This window comes from Streptomyces acidicola (assembly GCF_009377235.1).
Lineage (GTDB): Bacteria > Actinomycetota > Actinomycetes > Streptomycetales > Streptomycetaceae > Streptomyces > Streptomyces acidicola.
Genome location: NZ_VMNX01000123.1, coordinates 13,009 through 27,342, shown reverse-complemented (window position 1 = coordinate 27,342; position 14,334 = coordinate 13,009). Strand labels below are relative to the sequence as shown.

Sequence of the window (14,334 nt, the reverse complement as noted above, 5' to 3'; positions counted from 1 at the left end):
GCTCCCGCCCGCCCCGGCCCACTTCAGCGGCCGCGCCGAGACGCTCACGGCCCTGAGCCGCCTCCTGGACCCGGGTGCGGCCCCCGACGGACACCTCTCCACGGTCGCCGTCCTCACCGGCATGGCCGGCGTCGGCAAGAGCGCCGTCGCCCTGCACGTGGCCCATGAACTGGCGGAACGCTTCCCCGACGGCCAGCTCTACGTCCACCTGCACGGCGCCACGCCCGGCATGACCCCGCTCACCCCGGGCCAGGCCCTCGCCTCACTCCTGCGCGACCTCGGCACCGAGCCGCGCCGCATCCCCGACCAGCCCGACGCGGCCGCCGCGCTCCTGCGTTCCACCCTCGCGCCGACCCGCACCCTGATGGTCCTCGACGACGCCGCGCACGCCGCGCAGGTACGGCCGCTGCTGCCCGCGGGCGCCGGCTGCGCGGTGATCGTGACGAGCCGTTCGCCGCTCACCGCCCTCGACGGCGCCCACCGCTTCCCGCTCGCGCCCCTGTCGGGCGAGGACAGCGCGGCGCTGCTGCGCGCGGTCTCCGGCCGGGACGGGCTCGACGGCACCCACCCGCTCGTCGAACTCACCGGCCGTCTCCCGCTCGCCCTGCGCGTCGTCGCCGCCCGCCTCGCCGCGCGCCGCGCACTCACCCCGGACGCGCTCGCCGGTCAGCTCGCCGCCACGGCGGGGCGGTTGCGCCACCTGGAGTACGACGACCTGAGCGTCCGCCGCTCCCTGGCCGTCGCCCACGACGCCCTGCGCGCCTCCGACCGCGAGGTCGACCGCGACGCCGCGCTCGCCCTGCACCGCATCGGCGCGCTCGACCTCCCCTCGTACGGCGCACCCCTCCTCGCCCGCCTCACCGACACCGACGAACACCGCGCCGAGGCCGCCCTCGACCGCCTCGTCGACGTCGCCCTGCTGGAGGAGACGTCGTACGGCCGGTACGCCCCGCACGACCTGGTACGGGACTTCGCCCGCGAACTGGCCCACGCGGACGGGGAGGTCGGTGAAGGCGGCGAGGGCAGCGGAGGCGGCGAGAGCGGTAGAGCCGGTGAAGGCGGCGACCGGGCCGCCAGGACCCCGCCCGCCGCCCACACCGTCGGAGCCGCCCTGCGCTGGTACGCCGACCGGGCCCGGCAGAGCCTCGTCGCGCTGTTGCCGCCCGGCTACGAACGTCGGGAGCGGCTGCGGCCGACCGGCGGGGAGACGGACCCGGTGGACACCCGCCCCTTCCCCTCCGCCGAAGCGGCCTTCGCCTGGGGCGAGAGCGAACTGCCGGGCATCGTCGCCCTCGTGGAGCGCTGCGCCCGCCCGGACCGGACCGGAACGACGCCCTCGCCGCTCGTCCCCGCCCTCGTGCGCCACCTCTTCCCGTACCTGCAACGCAGCGGCCACCTCGCCGAACTGGACACGCTGGGCCGGATCGCGCTGGACGTGGCGCGGTCGGTCGGGGACGACGCGGCGGAGGCGTTCGCGCTCACCGACCGGGCCGGGCTGCACTACATGTCGGGCCGGCTCACGGAGGCGCTCGCGCTCAACGACGAGGGACTGGGGCTCTGGCGCGGGCTCGACGCCACGTCCTGCGTCCGGCGCTGCCTCAACAACCGCGGTCTGCTGCTGGAGAGCCTCGGCCGGTACGAGGAGAGCGAGGAGGCGCTGCGGCAGAGCCTGGAGCTGTCACGGCAACTGGACGATCCGTACGGCCAGGCCGTGACCTTCAGTCACCTCGGCAACCTGTACTGGCACACCGACGCACGGGCCGCGATCGTCCACCACCAGCGCAGCCTCGCGCTCGGCGACGTGGCCGACAGCGTCCTGCTGCGGAGCACCGCGCACTGCAACATCGGCTACGCCCAGCTCAGACTCGGCGAACCGGACCACGCCGTGCGCAGCTTCGAGCAGAGCCTGGAGATCCTCGGTGACGACGAGGACTGGGGCGGCGAGTCCCAGACCCGGCTGGGCCTCGTCCGCGCCCTGCACGCGCTGGACCACACCGAACGCGCGACCCGTGAGTGCACCCGACTGCTCGGGCTCGCCGAGCGGCGGGCGGACCAGTACATGACGGGTCTGGCCCGGCATCGGCGGGGTCTGCTCCTGGCGCGGGAGGGGCGGACCGAGGAGGCACGCGGGGAGTGGGAGTCGGCGCTGGAGGTACTGGACGGAACGGACTCACCGGTGGTGGGGGAGCTGCGGACGCTGCTGGCCGACGCGGACGCTACTGGCTGACGAGGGGCGAACCGAGAGGCATCCCGGCCTTCACTTCCTCGCTCACTTCCTCATTCACATCCTTGCTCACTTCGCATCGGCGTAGCACGCCACCACCGCCGTCGTGAACGGGAACCGCACGGGCGTCTGGCCGAACGTCAGCCGCCCCGCCAGCTCGGACGCCTCCCGGATCGCCGCGACCACGGCCTCGGCCTCCTCCTGAGGGCAGTGCACGATCACCTCGTCGTGCTGGAAGAAGACCAGCTCGGCAGCCATGTCGGAGAGGGTGCGGCGGAGGGCGGCGAGCAGGAGCAGGGCCCAGTCGGCGGCGCTGCCCTGGACGACGAAGTTGCGCGCGAAGCGGCCGCGGGCGCGGGAGCTGGCGGAGGCGTAGCCGGGGGTCCACCCCTGGTCGGTGGCCTGGGCCTCCATCGGCTCGTCCTGCGGGATGCCCGCCTCCTCCGCGGCCTCGGAGGCTCCGGCCGCCGGAGGGCACGTACGCCCCAGCCAGGTCCGTACGAGTCGGCCCTCCTCGCCGGCGCGGGCCGCGTCGTCGACGTACGCGACGGCCCTGGGGAAGCGGCGGCGGAGCGCGGCGAGGTTCTTCAGCCCGTCCCCGGAGGTCTGCCCGTACACGGCACCGAGCACGGCGAGCTTGGCCTGCGCACGGTCACCGGAGAAGGCCCGATCGGAAACGGCCTGATACAGATCGCTTTCTCTGCCGGCAACCTCCATCAGACCGGGATCACGCGAGATGGCGGCCAGTACTCGTGGCTCCATCTGGTCGGCGTCGGCCACGACGAGCCGCCAGCCGGGGTCGGCGACGCAGGCCCGCCGGACGACCTTGGGGATCTGGAGAGCGCCCCCGCCGTTGGTGACCCACCGCCCGGTGACGGTCCCGCCCGAGAGGAACTCGGGCCGGAACCGGCCGTCCCGCACCCAGTCCTGGAGCCAGGACCAGCCGTGGGCGACCCAGATGCGGTACAGCCGCTTGTACTCCAGCAGGGGCTTCACGGCCGGGTGGTCGACGGTCTCGATCTCCCACCGCCGCGTGGACTTGACCTTCACCCCGGCGCGGGCGAAGGCCTTGACGACGTCGGCGGGCAGATCGGGCCGCACGCGCCGCCCGAAGGCCTCGGACACCTCATCGGCGAGCTCGGCCAGACGTCTCGGCTCGCCGCCGCCCGCGTACCGCTCGCCGAGGAGCTCGTGCAGGACCTCGCGGTGCACGTCGCTGCTCCAGGGCAGGCCCGCGAGGTTCATCTCGGCGGCGATCAGAGTGCCGGCCGACTCAGCCGCGGTGAGCAGGTGCATACGGTCGGGGTGGGCGGTGGCGTCGTGGCGGCGCAGCTGCTCCGCGTACACCTCGATGAGGTCGGCCAGGGGCACGTGGACGGGGCGGGGCTCGAAGAGCGGGGTCTGCGAACCGGGCTCGGCGGCGCGCTGGGGCGGGTCCGCCGGGACCGGGGCCCGGCGCAGGCGGGCGAGCGCGGCGGCCGCCGAACGGGGTTCACCGTGCCGGCCCTCGTGACCGAGCAGGAGGTTCTCGGCGACCTCGATGTCGTAGCACCGCTCCACTCGCACCCCCGCGGCGAGCAACTGCGGATACACCTCGGCGGTCGCCCGCCATACCCACCGGCTGACCTGCGGCCGGCTCCGCACAGCGGTGACGAGGTCCTGCTCGTGCTGTACGGGGCCCGCGGGCAGCCCGTCCGGACCGAGGGGGGCGACCTCCACGCCACCTTCCTCAGCGACTGCGAGAGCCCACCGGTCGGTCATGGGTGCGAGTGTGACAGGGGGGTCTGACAGTGGGGGGTGCGGTGGGGCCCCATCGGGGCGAGCAACTTGGGCAATGCCCTCGCCGCACTGCCACCAGCGTCATGCGGTGGGGCCCGGGGCGGAGGCCCGCTTGGTGGTGTCCCGCTGGGCGATGGCTTCTGTTACCTGCTCGATGGCGGTGCGAAGGAGGGCACCGTAGGCGCCCTGGGGGAGGTTGGGTGCGTGTTCTTCGGCCGCGTCAATGTGCTCGGTGGCGGCGTCGAAGGCCCCGAGCCGGCGGTAGTTGTCAGCCAGGTTGAGATGCAGGGACGGGTAAAAGCCGGTGATGTGAAGGCCGGCGTGATGCTCCTGCACGCGCTGCTCGGTCACGGCGTCGGCGGCGTCCAGGGCCCGCACGTCCCAGGCCAGCGCCTGGGCGGGGTCTTCGTAGAGGTCTGCCAGGTGGTGCGCGAGAGTGCAGCGGTGCAGCGGGTCGCCGGTGACACCGATCGTGGACCAAAGGCCGAGGAGTTTCTGGCGAGCGGAGTCGCTGTCGCCGGCGCGTCCCTCGGTGACGGCTTGACCGATGGCTTCCATGGTCGGGTCGGGATGGGTGGGAGCGGCGGCAGTCATGGCAGTGGTCCTCGTCGTCCTGTTCAGGGTCGTCTTGTTCAGGCGGAGTGGTCGGGCTTGATGGGCATGGCCAGGGTGGTGAGATCGCCGCGGTCGGCCGAGCGGATCGTGACGGGCAGGTCGGGGCCTCGCAGGTCGAGCATCACGTCGGGGCCGATGGCGGTGCTGACGGCTGGATAGAGCGTGGTCAGCTCGAAGGAGATCCGGAGATCCTGCCCCGTCACAGTGGCCGGCAGCGGGGAGCCGGGGTGCTCGTCATCGGCCGCCAGGACGTTCATGCCGCGGTGGGTCATACACAGAGAGATGCGCTCTCCTGAACGTTCTTCCAGAGCTCGCAGGAGCAGATCCTTCGACACCGTCACACGGGTCGTGACCTCGGGCAGCGACGCGAGCATCAGCCGGTGGTCGGGGAACTCCTCCGACAGCAGCCGACAGTGCTGGTCTTCTCGACCCGTCAGCCGCAGCCAGATGCCGTGCGGCGTCGCTTCGACGCGCACCAGCACGCTGCGGCGGATCTCGGTGACCGCGGCCCGCAGCTCATCCCCATCGACCGTGGCAGCCCATGTCGTGGCCGCCGGTTCGGCAGGCACCAGGGTTCGTGTCGACAGCCGGTAACGGTCAGTCGCGGTCAGGGTGACCGCCTCACGGGTCGCCTCGACGCGCAGGCCACCGAGTACCGGCATCCCGGGATCACGTGCGGTCGCGGTCAGGACCTGCCCGATCGCGTCAGCGAGCACGGGCCCCTTCAGCACGGCAATCGGCAGACTCGGTACGTCGGCGAACGATGACTTGATCAGAACGGCTTTCTGCTGCACCGCCACCGCGTCCCCAAGCACCTTCGCGACGTGCTCGTCGATCAGCCGGGACGCCTCATCGGGCTCGGCGTCGAGGACCGCCACGACAGCGGCAAGGGGCATGGCGATCTCACGGAGCCGACGAAGCGCGGTGGCGCGTGGCACCTGCTCCGCGCCGTAGTAGCGGTATCCCGAGACCGGGTCGACCTCGGCAGGAGGAAGCAGCCCGGAGTCGGCGTAGAACCGCAACGCGCTTGAGGTCAGACCACTGCGTTGGGCGAAGACCCCGATCGGCATCAGCTGAGAGTTCGGCACCCCGTCATCGTCGGGCTTCAACCAACTCGAAGGTCAACACGGACCGGGCGCAACAACTACTGGGCCTCGACTTCGTTGGCGCGCTCCGCGGGGCGCTCGGCGACGAAGGAGCCGAGGCCGACCTCGGCACGGATGAGCCCCTCGGCCTTGAGGTGAGCCAGTGCCTTCTGTGCGGTCGACGTCGCAACGCCGAACTCGGTGGACAGTTCGACAACCGAAGGCACGCGGGCACCCACCGGGTACTCGCCGTCGGCGATGCGGGTGGCGATGGCAGCGGCGACCTGGCGCCAGACGGGTCGGGTGCGGTCAAGCTCTGAGCTCATGCGGTTGACGCTAAAACTCTGCGGTAGTCCGCGCGACCGCACTAGAATGCGGTAGACCGCGAATGCCGTGTAACGTGAAGACCCCCGCGACGGGTGCAAGCCGTCCGGGGGCACGGCCACCAGCTGAACCTGAGAGGAGCTGATGACAGTGACCGACCTTATCGGCCGCGTCATCGTCTGGGTGAGCCTCCTGCTCACCGGACACGAACCACACGCCAAACCCCCGAGCCGCCCCACACCGGCCACCCTGCCCCTGGCGCGAGTGACTCCCCTTCCCGCCCACCGAAGCCCGTACGGCCTGGACGACAGCGAGCCGCTGGACGGTGCCGCCACCAGAGCCGTACGTCCATACGTGATCGCCCACGAACAGCGTCAGCGGCGGCGGGAGTTGGCCATGGCCGCGTTGGGACTGGACATGCCCGGGCCGTACTGGGTCCACGGGCTGGAGGTCGCCTGATGGGGGCGGAAGCCGAGGTGCCGGAGCCGAAGGGGGCGTCTCAATCGCCGCCCGAGCTTCGCCTGTTGCCCTGGTCCGGCGCCGAAGGGAAAACCTGCTACCTGATCACCGACGAGAACGGCGGGCCTGTGTCCCGCCTGGCCGACACCACGGAGTCCATCCAGCTCGGCATGGGAAGGGAACTCCTCGCACACGCCGACGGCATCCTCCCGGACGCCCCGCGTGGCGAACTCCGGTTCCTCGCGGAGTGTTTGACGGGAGCGCTTCGTGACGCTCTCCGGGTCGCGGACAGCCGGGGACGGCGGCTGAAGCAGCTGAGCTGATCACGACGGCGACCAGCTGGCAGAAGGGGCCACAGGCCGCCAAGGACCGCGGGCCGCCAGGCAGGTGGTGCGCCGAGTGCGACAGTTTCCCGAAAACTGTCGCACCCAGAGCGGGGTGCCCCGTCACCGGATGATTCGCCGACAGCGTCATTCACCCCTCCGTGTCAGGGGGCGGCGGGGGACGGGGAAACCAGCCGGTCAGGCGTCCCCGTCCTGCTTGGACACCTGCAGCGCGTCCAGTGCCTCCAGCACGTTTTCCTCCACGACGTCCTTCCGTACACCCAACCCGCTCAGCACCCCGTCCCCGTTCTCGAACTCCAGGAGTGCGAGCAGGATGTGTTCGGTGCCGATGTAGTTGTGGCCGAGGCGCAGGGCCTCGCGGAAGGTGAGTTCGAGGACCTTCTTGGCGTCGGGGTTGTAGGGCACGAGCTCGGGGGCCGCGTCGGAGGCCGGCGGCAGCGCGGCGGTCGCGGCGGAGCGTACGGCGTCCAGGGTGACCCCCTGCGCCGTGATCGCCTTCGCCCCGAGCCCCTCGGGCTCGCGGAGGAGCCCGAGGACGAGGTGGGCGGGTACCCCCTCCGCGTTGCCCGCCGCCTTGGCCTCCTCGTGCGCGGCCATGACCACGTGGCGGGCGCGCGGCGTGTAGCGGCTGAAGCCCTGGCTGAGGTCGAGGTCCGCCTCGGCCTTCGGTACGAAGCGCTTCTGGGCCGCCTGCCGGGTGACCCCCATGCTCTGGCCGATCTCGGACCAGGACGCGCCCGAACGCCGAGCCTGGTCCACGAAGTGACCGATGAGGTGATCCGCCACGTCACCGAGGTGGTCCGCGGCGATCACGGCGTCCTGGAGCTGGTCGAGGGGCTCCGGGTGGACCTTCTTGATGGCCTCGATGAGGTCGTCGAGGCGTACGGATGCGGTGGTGGGAGAGTTCGATGCCATGCGTCAACCTTAGGTTGACACCCTCTCGGCGTCAACCGCGAGTTGACACCTACTTCGGTGACGTCACCGCCAACCGCACAGCCAGCCCGGCGAACACCGTCCCGGTGAAGACGTTCAGCGCGCGGGCCGCCCGCCGGCTCCGCCGCAGCACCAGAGAGAGCCGCCCGGAGAGCAGACCCACCGTGCCGTCCCAGAGGAAGCCCATCACCACCAACGTCACCCCGAGCAGCAGGAACTGACCGGGCACGTGCCCGAGCGACGGGTCCACGAACTGCGGCAGGAACGCCACGTTGAAGAGGATCACCTTGGGGTTGAGCAGATTGGTGACGGCGCCCTGCCAGAAGGCACGCCGCATGCCGCCCGAGCCGGTGCGGGCGCTCTCCTCACCGATCACGGAGCGGTCCCGGAACGCCTTCACGGCGAGGTAGAGCAGATACGCGGCACCGAGCCACCGCAGCACGTAGTAGAGGACGGGCAGCGTCGTGAACAGCGCCGAGAGGCCGAGGGCCGCCACGACCGTGTGCACCAGCATGGCGCTCGCCACCCCCGCCGCGGCCATCACGCCCGCGGCCGGGCCGCCGCGCCCGCCCACAGCCACGATGAACATGATGTCGGGGCCGGGGGTGACGCACAGGGCGAAGGCGGCGACCAGGAACGCCAAGTAGAGAGATGTGTCGACCATGCGCCTCATGCTTGGCATCGCGAGAGCAGGCGTCGACCGAGTTTCGCGGAACGAGATGGCGCGGGTGAGGGGACGGCACAGGTGAGGAGAAGGTGCCGCTGACGAGTCGGTACGGGTGAAGGGGAGCACGTGAGGCTGACGCGGCCTCACATCTTGACCGCCCGCATCCGTACGACCGTCGCGACCCCCGCCGTCACCCCCGCGATCACCGCGCACGCTCCGGCGCACCCGGCGATCACCCCCCACGGCACATCCACCGTCACCGGCGCCGACAGGCGCCCGAGCGCCGACGCCGGCCCGGCCAGGTTCACCGCCGTGACGGCCAGCCCCAGCCCCGCCCCCACGGCGACCGCCAGAAGCGTCTCGCCCACGACCGCGCCGAGCACCTGTCCCCGGGTGGCACCCGCCAGCCGCAGGGCCCGCAGTTCGGCGTCCCGGGCGGACGTCGCCATCAACAGCGTCCCGGCGAGCGCGATCCCGGCGTACACGAGGGCGATGCCCAGGACGACGAACAGCCCCAGCCGGGTCTGCGCGCCGGTGCCCGGCCGGGTGGCGGCGAGCCACTCCGCGGCCGAGCGCACCTCGACCGTGCCTCCCGCGACCTCACGACCCGAACCCGACACCGAACGCAGGGCCGCCACGACCGCCGACTGGTCCGTACCGCGCCCCGCACGCACCTCCAGCCGGTCCACCCGAGCCCCGGGCGCGTTCGCCGTCGTCACATACGCGCCGTTGTCCCCGGTACCCCGCGCGAGTACGGCGACGATCCGCAACCGCGCCGGCCGCCCGTCGCCGAGCCACACCCGTACCCACGCGCCCACCTCGTGCCGTTCCCACTCCTCGTTCACCACGATCGAGCGGTCGTCGAGGTCGCGTACGTCCCCGGCGACCACCGGCAGCCGCGACACCGCCGCGAACGCCGCCACATCGGACACGGCCCGCGCGTCGGACCGGACGAGCGCGCTGCCCTCCTCCCGGACGTACACGGCTGTCGAGGCCGACGGGGAGACGGCCGCTCCCTCCGCCCGCCGGGCATCCAAGGCGCGCAGGGCCCCCGAGTCCCGTACGGCCCCCAGGTCCTCACCCGTGACCACGACGTCCGCCCGCGTCCGCTCCCGTGCCTCCGCGCTCTTGGCCGCCGCCACCGTCGACGCCGACCCCAGCAGCGAACCAGCCAGCGCGACCGTCACCAGCACCGGTGCGGCCACGGCGGCGGTCCGCCGCACGGCCGCGGCCGCGTTCTCACGCACCAGGAGCCCGGTCGCGCCGGACCCCCGTACCGGCCGCAGCGGCAGTGCGAGCAGGCGTACGGCCGGACGGACGAGCAGGGGAGCCAGCGCCGCCACCGCCGTGATCAGGAGCATCGGCCGGGTCGTGTACGTCTTGCGCTTCAGCAGGTCGGCCGGGTCCGTCCCCGCCTTCCAGGCAAGCAGGCCGAGCCCGCCGGCCAGCAGCACGACACCCACCGCCCGCCGGAACCACGGCAGCGCCCCCGTGTCCACGGACGCCTCGCGCAGCGCCTCGACCGGACCGGTCCGCCCGGCGCGCCATGCCGCCGCCCAGGCACCGGAGAGGGCCACCGAGACACCGGTCCAGAAGGCGACGTGGTACGGCCAGGTCACCTCACCCCGCAGGGCGAACCACGACGGCGCGACCCCGCCGTCCACCAACTCCCGGACCAGCAACGGCGCTCCCCACGCCCCCAGCGCGCGGCCCGCCGCCGACGCCACGACCCCGACCGCCAGCGCCTCACCGAGCAGCACCCGGCGCACCTGTCCCGGCGTCGCGCCCGCCAACCGCAGCAGCCCGAACTCCCGCCTCCGCAACGCCACCACGAAGGCGAAGGTCGAGGCCGTCACGAACACGGAGACGAAGGCGGTGACCCCGGCCGCCGTGCCCAGCAGCGAGTTGACCGCCACCAGCGCCTCCGCATCCTGCTCGAACGACGGATCGGCCTGTCGGCGGTCGTCACCCGTGAGGACGCGGGCCCGGTCACCGACCACCTCGCGCACGGCTGCGACCGGCGCGTCCACACCCACCGCGTCCACACCCACCGCGTCCACGCCCACCGCGTCCCGGGCGGTACCGTCCATCCGGACCCGTCCCAGTTCCCGCAATTCGGTGAGCAGGCGAGCGTCCACAGGGTGTGGATGAGCCAGCTTCTTCGTCACCTGGGCCGACTCCGGCCCCCGCCGCACCTCCACCGTCAGCGTGTCCCGGCCCATCACGACGACCGGCGAGGACGCGAACCGCCGCGGCTCCCGCTCGGGCGCGTCGAACGTCTCGGCGAGACCGAGTCCCATCGCCGCCATCACCCCGACCCCGAGCGCCACGGCGACGAACGAACCGAGCAACGAGGCCCACCGCGTCCGCAGGGACGAAACCACCACGGTCAGCACGCCGCACGCTCCCCACCGACCCCGCGACCAGCCGCCCCAGCCCCAGCCCTCGCCTCCGGTTCCGCCTCCGCCCCAGCCTCCGCCCCCGCACTGCGCTCCAGCCCCGCCATGTACGCGGCCACCCGCTCCGCCGACGCCCCGGCCAGTTCCCCGTGCAGGCGCCCGTCGACCAGGAACACCACCCGGTCCGCGTGCGCGGCCGCCACCGGGTCATGGGTCACCATGACCGTCGTCTGCCCCTCCCGGTCCACCAACTCCCGCAGCAGCGCAAGCACTTCACGGCTCGTCGTCGTGTCCAGCGCACCCGTCGGCTCGTCCCCGAACAGCACCGCCGGGCGCGTGATCAGCGCCCGCGCCAGGGCCACCCGCTGCTGCTGCCCGCCGGACAGTTGCGTCGGCCGGTGCCCGGCACGCTCGGCCAGCCCGACCCGGGCCAGCGCTTGGCGCACCGCCGCGCGCGAAGGGTGCCGTCCGGCCAGGCGCAGGGGCAGGGCCACGTTCTGGGCGGCGGTCAGGGAGGGCAGGAGGTTGAAGGCCTGGAAGACGAACCCGATCCGCTCCCGCCGCAGCAACGTCAGCCGCCGCTCGCTCAGCCCGGCCAGGTCGGTGCCGTCGACGGCCACCGTCCCGGAGGTCGGCCGGTCCAGCCCGGCCGCGCACTGGAGCAGCGTCGACTTCCCCGACCCCGAGGGCCCCATCACGGCGGTGAAGGTCCCGGCCGCGAAGTCCAGGTCGACGCCGTCGAGCGCGGTGACGTCGCCGTACGAACGGCGCAGGGACCGGATACGCACGGCCGCCGACGGGGCTGCTGAAGCGGCCGATGCTGTTGCTACGTCTGTCGTGGTCATGCCCCCAGCGAACCGTCCCCCGGGCCCGCACACACGACCACTGGAGGGCGTCTCGAAGGTAGGGCCAGGCATACCCGGCCGGGTGGCACTGCCCCCGTGGCACGATCGACGGGTGAGTACGACCAGCAGCGCGGTGGACCGAGCCTTCGAGGCCGCCCTCTACGCCGACAGCGACGCGGCCCTCGACACGGGCGCCTCCCTGCTCGCCGCCGCCCCCACGGCAGACCCCGAACTCGCCCTTCGCGGCCGGGAGTTCGTCGCCACGGCCTGGCGGCGCGGCTGGCAGCCCGCCGACGTCGTACGGATCGTGCGGCGCGAGCTGGACGACGTGCACGTACGACTCGTCTCCCGCCTGATCCTCGACGAGAACCGGCAGCCCCCGAACCCCCGCTGGGCGGCTCAGCTCGACGAGCTCGGGGCAGCGGAGTCCGACCCCCCGAACACCGACCGCTTCTCGTACGCGACGGCCGTACTGGAGCTGTACCGCCTGCTCCTGCGCCTGCCCGCCCTGGAGCCGCTCGACGCGCCGGGAAAGCCCCAGGGCCGGCCGCGCGGAGACGCCCGCATGCTCTCCCGTATCCGCGGCCTCCTGGCCAAGGCCGAGGCCACCGGGTTCCCGGAGGAGGCGGAGGCGCTCAGCGCGAAGGCGCAGGAGCTGATGGCGCGGCACAGCATCGACGAGGCGCTGCTCGCGGCCAGGGAGCACGACGGGAACAGTCCCGGCGCCTGCCGGATCGGCGTCGATGCGCCGTACGAGACCGCCAAGGCGCTACTCCTCGACGCGGTCGCCGCAGCGAACCGCTGCCAGGCCGTGTGGAACGAGGCTCTGGGATTCTCCACGGTCGTCGGTTTCGAGCCCGACCTGGAAGTGGTCGAACTGCTCTACACCTCGCTTCTCGTGCAGGCCACGACCGCGATGACGAAGGCGGAGGCGGCGCAGCGCGCGGGCGGACGCAAGCGTACGAAGACGTTCCGGCAGTCGTTCCTCGCCGCGTACGCCCACCGGACGGGCGACCGTCTGGCGGCGGTCGCCGAGGAGCAGAGGGATCAGGCGGCCGGGGCGGGGGAGCGGGAGCGGGAGGGACTGCTGCCCGTCCTCGCCGCCCGTGACGTGGCCGTCCGCGAGCAGGTCACACGCCTGTTCCCGGAGACGGTCACCACCCGCATGCGCGGGGTGAGCGACGCCGCGGGATGGCAGGAGGGCACCGCGGCGGCGGACCGCGCACAGGTCAGGGCACGGTCCCCACTGAACCCCTGAACGCGGCCCTCGCTGAGTGCCTGAGTTACTGAGTGCCTCAGTCGCCCGCCGGCAGGAACGGCCCCACCGTCATGTCCAGCTGGTCCCCGGACTTCACGGCCACCTCCGCGTCGGGCCACTTGTAGCTCTGCGGCGCGCTGTCGCCGGGCAGCGTGAACTTCACCGTGTCCACGGCGGCGGCCTTCTTCGCATCGCCGGCGACCCCGCGTACGTACGTGATCGTGAAGGTCACCGCCTGGTCCTTGGCCATGGTCAGCTTCGTCGCGGTCGCGGCCTTGTCCGGGCTGACGGCCCAGGAGGTGTCGCCGGCGTACACGTCGGCGTCGGGGATGCCGTCCAGGGTGCAGGAGGCGCCCTGGTTGGTCAGGGTGACCGGGATGGTGCCCGTGTCACCGGCGGCCGGGGCGGCGCTGCTGGGCCCGAAATCGATGCCGAACTGGTCGGCCTTGCACGCGGTGGACTTGCCGTTCGCGGAGTCCGCGGAACTCGAGGAGTCCGTGGAGCTCTTCGCGGTGTCGTCGCCGCTCTCGCCGCTGCAGGCGGTCAGCGTGAGGGCCGCGACGAGGGCGGCGGTGACGGCTACGGGCGTGGTGCGCATGGGGTTCCCCCGGGGTTCGTGGCGGTGGTGCGGTGATGCGGCAGTGCGGTAGTGCGGTGTCGTGAGGTGTCGTGACACTGCGGTGGTGCAATGGTGCGTCGGTGCTTCGAGAATCATCACGCGGTGTGCCGCGTGCACATTCCCCGGGTGGCGTTTACGTCCCCCGGGCGGGGTTTACGTCCCGGGCGGGGCGACGACGTCAGGCCGGCCGGCCCGGCTCAGGAACCCAGGCCGGCCGTCGGCAGCCCCGATGACAGCTCCGACGGCAGCTTCCCGCCCGGGGCCTTCCGGAACGTCTCCTTGCCGACGCCGCTCTCCCACGTGACGGTGAGGGACTCGGGGCTCACGGAGTCGACCATGCCCACGGTGCGGTCGCCGCCGCCGTCCGGGCACGTGAGGCGGATCATCCGCATGCCCGACTCCTCCTTGGCCGAGCCGCTGCAGATGGACCCGCCGGTGTCGAAGACCGAGGCATCCTCGCCCGTCACGATCAGCGCGACGGCTTTGCCCTGCGTCGTCGCCACCCAGCTGCCCGCCAGCTCGGACTGCGTCCCGGAGCTCCCGGAGCCGCCACCCGTGTCCGACGTCTCGGTCGCGCTGGGCGCCGCCGACGACGCCTTGTCCGTGGAGTCGCCATCGCCACCGTTGTCGCCGTCGGACCCGTCACCGCCGCACGCGGTCAGTACGAGCGCGGCCGCCAGCCCGGTCGCCGCGGCCGCGATACGAACCCGTCGCCGCGGACGGGCCGCCGTGGTCGCAGAAGTCGCCGTAGTCACTGGGGTCTCCCAACGGATGTGGGCCTGA

General features: G+C 72.7%; 14 protein-coding genes. 4 read left to right on the top strand and 10 right to left on the bottom strand.

Annotated elements, in window-relative coordinates; all coding sequences use genetic code 11:
* On the top strand, positions 1–2,227 hold a 2,227-nt coding region (locus FPZ41_RS27630; protein ID WP_152866371.1), incomplete at its 5' end, for a tetratricopeptide repeat protein.
* A gap of 66 nt (positions 2,228–2,293) precedes the next feature.
* On the opposite strand, the gene FPZ41_RS27625 is transcribed toward FPZ41_RS27630, so the two are convergent.
* From FPZ41_RS27625 to FPZ41_RS27610, 4 genes are all read right to left on the bottom strand, one after another.
* Entirely contained in the window at positions 2,294–3,985 is a 1,692-nt protein-coding gene (locus tag FPZ41_RS27625; protein ID WP_152866370.1) for a bifunctional 3'-5' exonuclease/DNA polymerase, read from the bottom strand.
* A 99-nt stretch (positions 3,986–4,084) separates the two neighbouring features.
* Positions 4,085–4,597, bottom strand: coding sequence for a hypothetical protein (locus FPZ41_RS27620; RefSeq protein WP_152866369.1), 513 nt, complete (start codon positions 4,595–4,597; stop codon positions 4,085–4,087).
* Positions 4,598–4,635: 38 nt separating this feature from the next.
* Complete coding sequence (locus FPZ41_RS27615; RefSeq protein ID WP_322620816.1) at positions 4,636–5,706, bottom strand: DNA polymerase III subunit beta family protein; 1,071 nt, start codon at positions 5,704–5,706, stop codon at positions 4,636–4,638.
* A 56-nt stretch (positions 5,707–5,762) separates the two neighbouring features.
* A complete protein-coding gene (locus FPZ41_RS27610; RefSeq protein WP_152866368.1) occupies positions 5,763–6,029 on the bottom strand; it encodes a GntR family transcriptional regulator in 267 nt (88 codons plus the stop codon).
* Positions 6,030–6,177: 148 nt separating this feature from the next.
* On the opposite strand from FPZ41_RS27610, the gene FPZ41_RS27605 reads away from it, so the two are divergent.
* On the top strand, positions 6,178–6,486 hold the full coding sequence (locus FPZ41_RS27605; RefSeq protein ID WP_322620815.1) for a hypothetical protein: 309 nt from the start codon (positions 6,178–6,180) through the stop codon (positions 6,484–6,486).
* A complete protein-coding gene (locus tag FPZ41_RS27600; protein ID WP_152866366.1) occupies positions 6,486–6,809 on the top strand; it encodes a hypothetical protein in 324 nt (107 codons plus the stop codon). Before FPZ41_RS27605 ends, FPZ41_RS27600 begins: the two co-directional genes overlap by 1 nt.
* Positions 6,810–7,007: 198 nt before the next feature.
* On the opposite strand, the gene FPZ41_RS27595 is transcribed toward FPZ41_RS27600, so the two are convergent.
* From FPZ41_RS27595 to FPZ41_RS27580, 4 genes are all read right to left on the bottom strand, one after another.
* Positions 7,008–7,745, bottom strand: a complete 738-nt coding sequence (locus FPZ41_RS27595; protein ID WP_152866365.1) for a Clp protease N-terminal domain-containing protein — start codon at positions 7,743–7,745, stop codon at positions 7,008–7,010.
* Between the two features lie 49 nt (positions 7,746–7,794).
* Complete coding sequence (locus FPZ41_RS27590) at positions 7,795–8,427, bottom strand: LysE family translocator (RefSeq protein ID WP_152866364.1); 633 nt, start codon at positions 8,425–8,427, stop codon at positions 7,795–7,797.
* 146 nt (positions 8,428–8,573) lie between these two features.
* Positions 8,574–10,826, bottom strand: coding sequence for an FtsX-like permease family protein (locus tag FPZ41_RS27585; protein WP_322620814.1), 2,253 nt, complete (start codon positions 10,824–10,826; stop codon positions 8,574–8,576).
* A complete protein-coding gene (locus FPZ41_RS27580; RefSeq protein WP_152866363.1) occupies positions 10,820–11,674 on the bottom strand; it encodes an ABC transporter ATP-binding protein in 855 nt (284 codons plus the stop codon). The genes FPZ41_RS27585 and FPZ41_RS27580 overlap by 7 nt, the downstream gene beginning before the upstream one ends.
* A gap of 112 nt (positions 11,675–11,786) precedes the next feature.
* On the opposite strand from FPZ41_RS27580, the gene FPZ41_RS27575 reads away from it, so the two are divergent.
* Positions 11,787–12,932 carry a DUF2786 domain-containing protein gene (locus tag FPZ41_RS27575; RefSeq protein WP_322620813.1) on the top strand — a complete coding sequence of 382 codons (1,146 nt, stop codon included), beginning with the start codon at positions 11,787–11,789 and terminating at the stop codon, positions 12,930–12,932.
* Between the two features lie 37 nt (positions 12,933–12,969).
* On the opposite strand, the gene FPZ41_RS27570 is transcribed toward FPZ41_RS27575, so the two are convergent.
* Positions 12,970–13,530: a DUF4232 domain-containing protein gene (locus tag FPZ41_RS27570; protein ID WP_152866361.1), complete on the bottom strand. Its 561-nt coding sequence runs from the start codon at positions 13,528–13,530 to the stop codon at positions 12,970–12,972.
* 218 nt (positions 13,531–13,748) lie between these two features.
* A complete protein-coding gene (locus FPZ41_RS27565; protein WP_322620812.1) occupies positions 13,749–14,306 on the bottom strand; it encodes a hypothetical protein in 558 nt (185 codons plus the stop codon).
* Positions 14,307–14,334: the final 28 nt, after the last annotated feature.